Genomic DNA, 3,995 nt, shown 5'->3' on the forward strand with positions numbered 1-3,995 from the left:
CGTGGGCAAGAACACGGATCGGGGATATACCGAACACGAACACCTGGATGAGGTGGGGGTCATCCATATGAATGGGCGTATTTATGATCCGCTTATCGGTAGGTTCATGAGTGCTGACTCACATGTAACCAATCCTGAAGACCTACAAAACTACAACCGCTATAGCTATGTGATGAATAGGCCGCTGGTACTTACAGACCCTAGCGGGTTTGACGCGTGGGGTTCTGAGGGCAACAACAATGATCAAAGCCTGTGGAACATATTCCACGGATTTAGCGCATCGAATCCCGGAGCGACTTGGAAAAATTTTCTTGCCTGGTATCACAGCACTCAGGGTGACTCTACAGAAACTCCTCCCTCGAGCCCCACTGCCGACTCAAATACGACCAATACAAACAACGGGCCACCATCGGGAAATGGAACCGGGACATTGACCTGTAACGCCGCATCACAGGTGTGCATAACAGGCAGTAAAGCACCTGGACCTATTGAGAAGTGGTGGGAGGAAGGTACGACACGTTTGTTGAATCCAACTTGGGACGACTTAACGAATAGCTTTAATGCGATACCTGGCCTAAGCGGGCTTAGATCGATCGGCGGTACCTCAAAAGCAATTAACCTCGGTGAAAAAATATTCACAAGCAACGGCGGGCGCAGCGGCCTCATTGCTGAGAACGTCATTAAAAGCGGCAATAACCTTACATTTGAAAATCTTACAGTTTCTTCTATCGAAAGTGGCCGTGATCTGCTTCGCCCATTGACTGAGCTTTTCGACTTTGCAACAAAAGAGGGGGTAACAACACTTACATTCAATGGGACCTTTTCAAATGCTGAGCTTGCTGGAAAATTTGGCATGAAGGTTGGAGATGTCTTCCACTACACAGTGGATGCTACTCGCGCTGGGATTCTTGGGTTGTTGAAAGCACTTTGATATGTCACGTATTCTTTGGTTGGAAAAACGTTTTGAAGCCTTGGTCGCTCAGGGTCTTGGGGCTTGGATGGAACACTTGGAAGACCCGGAACTCGGTACCGCAGTTTTTTGTTGGAATGACGGACCAATCGTGCAGGTGTTTTCTGACGGGATTTCGTATCAAGGCAAATCGACTTTGAAGTTTCGGTATGACGAAATTGTTGAATTGGATCTCCTTGATCTTAGGTCGCTGATGAAAGCTCAAAAGTTGCCAAGTCAATCAGTAGAGTTTTCTGTGAAAACAATTGAGGATTGCCATGTGCTTTCTATTCCGTTATTTTTATATACGACTTTGTCGGGGGTCCTTAACTCCAGGTCTTCGTTGGCATAATCTCTGCTGGACTTCACCCGCCTCCGTAGACATATTTCAACTTCCAGTTCGAAGTTGCTCGAGTGCCAGCGGGCTCAGTTGGTCTAGGTGGAGTTGACTCCATTTCACGGACACCTTATTGTTCCAACAGAAGGAGTCCGAAGTGTCCAAACCGCAAACCCCCGTGCAGCCGTATCCGGCGCAGTTTCGCGAACAGATGATTGAATTGGTTCGCGCCGGACGCACGCCGGTTGCGTGAGCTCGAGGGTGAGAACGCCAAGCTCAAGAAGCTGCTGGCCGAGGCCCACCTGGACATGCACGCCCTCAAGAGTGTCCTTGGGGTAAAGCGCTAGCCCCGCAAGTGAAGCGCGAAGCGATTGGATGCATGGTGGCTGAACACCACCTGTCCGAACGCCGAGCGTGTCGCCTTGTGGGGCTCTCCCGCGACAGTTACCGCAATCCACCCGAGCCAGACCAAGCCACGGTGGAATTGAGTGGCAAGATCATTGAGATCGCCCAGATGCGTCGGCGCTTTGGTTACCGGCGTATCCATGACTTGTTGCGCCCAGAGTTTCCTGGCGTGAACCACAAGCGTGTGTACCGTCTATACACCGAGGCCAATCTGACCGTGCGCAAACGCAGGAAGGCCAAGCGGCCACTGTCAGAGCGGATACCACTCCAACTGGCCAAGTCAATCAATGAGGTGTGGAGCATGGACTTTGTGAGCGATAGCCTGGCCAACGGGCGACGCATCAAGTGCCTGACTGTGGCCGATGACTCCAGCCTCGAGAGCGTGGAGATTGCGGTGGACTACGGTATATCTGGTCAGTACGTCACCCGCATACTGGACCGCGCCGCGGTGTTTCGAGGCTATCCACTGGTGGTGCGAACTGACAATGGACCGGAGTTCACCAGCCGGATATTCATGGCCTGGGCCGCCAGTCATGGGATTCAACACATCCTGATTCAGCCGGGGCGTCCCATGCAGAACGGTTACATCGAAAGCTTCAACGGCAAGTTCCGCGATGAGTGCCTCAATGAGCAACGGTTTTGTTCTCTGCCACAGGCCAGATCGACCATCAGCACATGGCGGCAGGACTACAACGAAGTCAGACCACACAGCAGTCTGGGGCGTATTCCACCGGCAAAGTTCGCCGAGTTGCATCGTCAGCGCGCTAACGATGCAACTCAAACCTCAACCACCACGCAAATCGATTAACCTTGCAAACAGGACTTCCGCTTAAAAGTTGGTACGTCTATAGGGGGCAGGTCAGAGTAGGCAGCTATCAATTCAATAGCCAGAGTGGCCTTGGAAAGGCTTCAAATAGAGTATGTCTCAACTGTGGGTGCCTCACCTGACAGGACGCTTAGGCAACTATTTTGACTAGCGATAAAGTACTCTGAAAGGCCCAGTCCTTTCTCCAGCAAAAACCCGGGACGGGAAGACTCAAGGTCAAACCAGCCGTTCTTTTTGATCAAAAAGAGCCACCCGTTTGCCGCTGCGCACGCAGGCCAAAATTCAAGTAGATTGCCTTCATCGAGTAGCCTAAAACCTGCGACCTCACTGAACCTCACCGTCGCAACCTTTCTATCTCCACCAGACATTAGTGTTACAACGAGCTCGCCCCATTCAAGACGCACGTTGGTAATGTCCACCGATGATTGGAATGTGCAGATAGTCTCGACCGCCTCAGCATCAATGAGTTGCATTGGTATTTCGCTTTGCTTCAATTTTTCGGATAGCGAATCTTGTCCAGAGCCTTACCGCGGGGATTCTGAATCTCTATCGTAGGCACGTTGCGAGAGCCTTCTGAACTTCTCGGTCGAACAATCACTCGCCCACCGTCTGGTCCTGTCCCAACGCGAACACCATTCCCTTTTTCGCTCACGCCATCGCCATTGGGAAACAGCTTATCAAAGTCGCCATTTGAATCGCCAACAGGATTGGCCGACGGCTTGTCCCAAATCCGTGGGCCGTTACCAACTCGCTCTCCGCCAGTCGCGCCCGGAATCGGGGCTTCTCGTGTTCCACTGTCTGCCCCCGCTTCAGGTGCTGCATTAACGTTCAGGCTAGCGGTAGGGTTGGTTGGTATATCTCCAGATACCCAGGCTTTGAATCCTGCCCATATATCCGCTGCCAAGGCCGCCTTATCGTCGCTTTTGGAAAACAGTATGCCGGTCGCTACGACCAAAACCCCTGCCTTTACGAGGATCGGTGCTGGTGAAGTCTCAACCTTTACAAACGCACTTGCCAATATCGGCGCGACAGCGGTAGCCGCTACGGGAGTCACCATAGGTGCGACAGAGATCGTCGGCATAGTCGGATTGCTGGTCGTAGATGTGGCGGGAGGTGAGGTACCTACCGCTGTTGAACCGCCGCCTCCAGGCTCCCTCGCTCCGGAGCTGGGGGAGCCTTGACGGTCGCGCCAAAGGCCAATTTGGTCGCCTCGCAACGTCCCCCATCCCGCGGATGGACTTCGGTCGCCTCTAACTGTCACTAGTCGGGGATAACACTCGTTATAACCAAAGTCCAGTACGTGTACAACGTCCAAATGAAAATTCTCATGCCCGGTCGGATCCGTCGAATTCAGCGGATTGTTCCAAACATAGGCATACCGGTTGAACGACTGCAGTTCCGTGGGCGCCTGAATGATGTCATCAGCACTCATGAACCTACCGATAAGCGGATCATAAATACGCCCATTCATATGGATG

At 52.4% G+C, this 3,995-nt stretch carries 4 protein-coding genes and 2 pseudogenes; 3 read left to right on the forward strand and 3 right to left on the reverse strand.

What is annotated here, in order from left to right; all coding sequences use genetic code 11:
• From AC097P_RS23165 to AC097P_RS23175, 3 genes and pseudogenes are all read left to right on the forward strand, one after another.
• The coding region (locus AC097P_RS23165) for an RHS repeat protein (protein WP_479612801.1) at positions 1 to 931 on the forward strand (931 nt) is incomplete at its 5' end.
• Between the two features lies 1 nt (position 932).
• A complete protein-coding gene (locus AC097P_RS23170; RefSeq protein WP_479612802.1) occupies positions 933 to 1,301 on the forward strand; it encodes a hypothetical protein in 369 nt (122 codons plus the stop codon).
• Positions 1,302 to 1,513: 212 nt separating this feature from the next.
• Positions 1,514 to 2,499: pseudogene (locus AC097P_RS23175) on the forward strand (IS3 family transposase); the annotation flags it as partial.
• A gap of 101 nt (positions 2,500 to 2,600) precedes the next feature.
• Here AC097P_RS23175 and AC097P_RS23180 read toward each other — a convergent pair.
• The 3 genes and pseudogenes from AC097P_RS23180 to AC097P_RS23190 all read right to left on the reverse strand — a co-directional run.
• Positions 2,601 to 2,990: a hypothetical protein gene (locus tag AC097P_RS23180; RefSeq protein ID WP_479612803.1), complete on the reverse strand. Its 390-nt coding sequence runs from the start codon at positions 2,988 to 2,990 to the stop codon at positions 2,601 to 2,603.
• Between the two features lie 17 nt (positions 2,991 to 3,007).
• Positions 3,008 to 3,598, reverse strand: coding sequence for a hypothetical protein (locus tag AC097P_RS23185; RefSeq protein WP_479612804.1), 591 nt, complete (start codon positions 3,596 to 3,598; stop codon positions 3,008 to 3,010).
• A gap of 258 nt (positions 3,599 to 3,856) precedes the next feature.
• Positions 3,857 to 3,988, reverse strand: a pseudogene (locus tag AC097P_RS23190) (RHS repeat-associated core domain-containing protein); the annotation flags it as partial.
• Positions 3,989 to 3,995: the final 7 nt, after the last annotated feature.

Source organism: Rhodoferax sp. ZS1R8 (assembly GCF_056521325.1).

Excerpts from the sequence above, each read along its gene's own strand:
- AC097P_RS23170 (WP_479612802.1), top strand. The coding sequence starts at position 933 with ATGTCACGTATTCTTTGGTTGGAAAAACGTTTTGAAGCCTTGGTCGCT.
- AC097P_RS23180 (WP_479612803.1), bottom strand. The coding sequence starts at position 2,990 with ATGCAACTCATTGATGCTGAGGCGGTCGAGACTATCTGCACATTCCAA.
- AC097P_RS23185 (WP_479612804.1), bottom strand. The coding sequence starts at position 3,598 with ATGCCGACGATCTCTGTCGCACCTATGGTGACTCCCGTAGCGGCTACC.